3 protein-coding genes are annotated in these 3,040 nt (G+C 72.1%); all 3 read right to left on the bottom strand.

Annotated features, from left to right (window positions below; all coding sequences use genetic code 11):
- Window positions 1-721 (bottom strand): type II secretion system F family protein (locus tag E7Z54_RS01415; protein ID WP_136431054.1); only part of this gene is annotated, 721 nt, incomplete at its 3' end.
- Window positions 718-1,575, bottom strand: a complete 858-nt coding sequence (locus E7Z54_RS01410) for a type II secretion system F family protein (protein WP_136431052.1) — start codon at window positions 1,573-1,575, stop codon at window positions 718-720. The genes E7Z54_RS01415 and E7Z54_RS01410, both read right to left, overlap by 4 nt.
- A 7-nt stretch (window positions 1,576-1,582) precedes the next feature.
- Entirely contained in the window at window positions 1,583-2,827 is a 1,245-nt protein-coding gene (locus E7Z54_RS01405) for a CpaF family protein (RefSeq protein WP_240769453.1), read from the bottom strand.
- Between the last annotated feature and the right edge of the window lie 213 nt (window positions 2,828-3,040).

Genomic DNA, 3,040 nt, shown 5'->3' with positions numbered 1-3,040 from the left:
CGACGCCATGCGCGAAGCGGGCGACGGCGGGGACGCCCGTGGTCGCCGCCAGCCGGTCGAAGGCGTCGGCGACGGGCTCGCCGGTGCGGATCCGAGCGAGTACGGCCCGGAGGTCCCGGGACAGCTCGCCGTGACTGCGGCGGACCACGCGGTCGAGTGCAGCGACGGGACCCTCGCCGGCGGCGACCGCGAGGGCCAGGAGCTCCGCAACCGTCGGGAACTCCGCCACGATCGCGGCCTCCCGCTGCCTGACCTGCGAGCTGAGCCGGTTGTCGCGCAGCAGCACGCCGAGCACGAAGGCGCCGATGCAGAGCAGGACCAGAGGCAGCGGGTCGCCAGGACGCGTCCAGGTGCGCAGCACGCCGTAGGCGGCCGCGATCCCGAACCCGGCAAGACCCCACAACACCTGCTGGACGCGTAGGTCGTGCACGGAGATGTCCAGCCCGGCACGGACGAGCCGACGACGCGCCGACGCCGGGCGACCGACCGTCCGCTCGAGGAGGTCGGCGGCGCTGCGGAGCAGAGGCCCGAACACCGCAGCGCCGACGTGGCTCCGCTCGACGGGGACGGAGGCCCGGCGCTCGGAGGTGAGGTCGCGGACGTACGGCAGCACCCGCATCTCCAGCCGGGGTCGGCGCAACGCCACGATCCGGGCCACGACGAGCGCCAGCCCGGCCGTGGTGCTGATGCCGAGGAGACCGCCCCACACCGCCAGACTCATGCGAGGATCCGCCTCTCCGACGGAAGCCGACCGAGCCTCATCATCAGGCGGTAGGCCAGGACGCTGACGCCGGCCCCGAGCGTCAGGACCACCGCGCCCGCGGTCGACTGATAGCGCTCGATCACGGCCGGTTGGGTGGACATCGCCAGCAGCACGACCCAGGGAGCCGCGACGGCGACGCGGGCCCCGTTGACTGCCCACGCCTGGCGCGCCTCGAGCTCGGATCGGGTCCGCAGGTCGTCCCGCAGGTAGCCGGAGAGGTTGCGCATCAGCCGGCCGAGCTCGCCGCCGCCGACCTCACGCGCGATCCGCAGACCCTCCACGACCCGATCGCCGACGGGGTCGGCCAGCCGGTCCTTGAGCCGGTCGAGGCAGTCACCGAACCGTCCCGAGACCTGGTAGTCCAGCGCGAACGCCTCGAAGGCCGGGCGCAGCGGCTCGGGTCCGCGGACGGCCAGCCCGGCGACGGCGTCCGGCAGTGACATCCCGGCGCGTACGGCGGACGCCAGATCATCGACAGCCTCCGGCCACACCTCGGCGAACTCCCGGCGGCGACGGCGCGCGCGACCGGAGACGACAGCGATCGGCAGGTACGCGACCAGCGCACCGAGCACCACCGCGAGGGGCGAGGTACGGGTGACGCCGAGGACCGCGACCGCCGCCAGGACTCCGGCGCCCAGGCACAACGCGACCAGGGAGTGGGGCCGGACCCCGCCCATCCCGGCCTCGGCGAGCAGGCGGTCGAGCCGACCCGGCCGGCGATCCGCAGCGACGCGGGGCTGGCGAGGCCAGCTGAAGGCCGCCCAGATCAGCAGGCAGCCAAGTCCGACTCCGAGGCCGACGAGGACGCCCACCGGCTCCTCACCTGGCCTCGTTGAGCAGGCGCAGCACGTCGATGCCGGACCGATCGAAGTGCTCCAGGCGCGGTGGCAGCCCGATCCCACGCCGCAGTCGTCCGTCGCGCCACTCGAAGACCGGCGCGGTCTCGATCACCTCTCCCTCGATCCGACCCGACACCCCGACGATCTCGGTCACCCTCCGAGCGCCCTGGGAATCGAGTGCGATGTGGACGACGAGGTCGACCGACGCCGCCACCGTCGGCACGACGAAGCGGGCTGAGATGTTCTCGCCGGCAAGCAGCGGGAGCGTGCACGCCTTGGTCAGCGCCTCACGCGCGCTGTTGGCGTGCAGCGTGCACATTCCGGGCAGGCCCGAGTTGAGCGCGAGGAGGAGATCGAGGCACTCCTCGGCCCGGACCTCGCCGACGATCAGCCGACTGGGTCGCATCCGGAGCGCCTCTTTGACGAGGTCGCGGAGCCTGATCCCACCCGTCCCTTCCAGACCTTCCTGTCTGGTCTGCATCGCAACCCAATCGGGGTGCGGGAAGCGGATCTCGAAGACCTCCTCCGCCGAGATCACTCGCTCTCCGCCGGGGATCGCGGCGGCGAGGCAGTTGAGCAGCGTCGTCTTGCCGGCCTGAGTGCCTCCGGCGACGAGGATGTTCAGGCCGGCCCTGACGGACGCCTCGAGGAACGTGGCGGCCGTCGGCGTGAGTGTGCCGAGCTCGACGAGCTCACCGAGCTGACTGGCCCGCACCACGAACTTCCGGATGTTCACTGCTGTGAAGCCTCGGGAGATGCCCTGCAGGACCACGTGCAGCCGGTGTCCTGTTGGGAGCATCGCGTCGACGAAGGGCCGGGAGACGTCGATCCGCCGGCCGCTCGTCTTCAGCATCCGCTCGACGAGCTCGGTGACCTGTGCCGTGCTGAGCATCAGGTTGGTCAGCTCGTGGCGGCCGTGGCGAGCGACGAAGACCCGCGTCGGATCGTTGATCCAGATCTCCTCGACCGCCGGGTCGTCGAGGTAGGGCTGAAGCGGGCCGAACCCCGAGACTCGGGCGACCAGCTCGCCCACCATCGTGTCGGCGTCCGGCACCGGCGCCACCGCACCGGTCAGGCTGCGCTCATCGTGGTCGCGGACCACGCCCTCCGCGATGCGGCGCACCACACCGGAGTCGCGCTGCGGGTCGACGCCCTCGCGGCGGACCAGCGCCCGCACGTGCTCGTCGAGCTGGTCGACCAGCGCGTCGGCCTGGGTCATCGCCATGGACATCCCTCTCCGAGATCGAGGTCGCGATGTTGTCCATGAAGGTAAGCCAGGTCGCGGCTCAGGGCCAGTGCCTGGAAGCCGAACCTGTGGAGGAGCGTGGGGTGCCGGGGTGGTGCGGGGGTGATTGTGGGGGTCGTGCCGGGCGCCGTGTCGACGGCGTCCGGCACGCCCCCCCAGCGACTATCGGCGGCCGGGTCCCAGCATTCTCTG

This window comes from Nocardioides sp., from assembly GCF_004803405.1.
In the GTDB taxonomy this organism is placed as follows: Bacteria; Actinomycetota; Actinomycetes; order Propionibacteriales; family Nocardioidaceae; genus Nocardioides; species Nocardioides vastitatis.
Note: the sequence above shows the minus strand (reverse complement) of the source record. Positions and strands in the feature narration are given on the sequence as shown.